General features: G+C 59.7%; 1 protein-coding gene. It reads left to right on the top strand.

Annotation, left to right across the window (positions count from 1 at the left end; genetic code table 11):
• Window positions 1-48: 48 nt before the first annotated feature.
• Window positions 49-236 (top strand): aminotransferase class V-fold PLP-dependent enzyme (locus tag E0702_RS18110; RefSeq protein WP_205742127.1); only part of this gene is annotated, 188 nt, incomplete at its 3' end.

The raw sequence follows: 236 nt of genomic DNA, 5'->3' as shown, positions 1-236 counted from the left end.
GCCTAGGGTCTATTGGAGTCCTCAGACGAGCCGCCAAGGGTGTGCGTGATGGCGGTGAATAATGAAACCGGCGTTGTACAACCGCTCCAAGAGGTGGTGGCGCTCGCGCGGGCGTACAAAGCAGGCGTTCACGTTGATGCCGTGCAGGCTCTGGGGAAAATCTCGTTTGACTTTGCCGCGCTGGACATCGATTCCGCGGCTTTGTCAGCGCACAAATGCGGTGGTCCGGCTGGGAT

It is taken from the genome of Halomonas marinisediminis (assembly GCF_004347715.1).
GTDB classification, from domain to species: Bacteria; Pseudomonadota; Gammaproteobacteria; order Pseudomonadales; family Halomonadaceae; genus Halomonas; species Halomonas icarae.
Note: the sequence above shows the minus strand (reverse complement) of the source record. Positions and strands in the feature narration are given on the sequence as shown.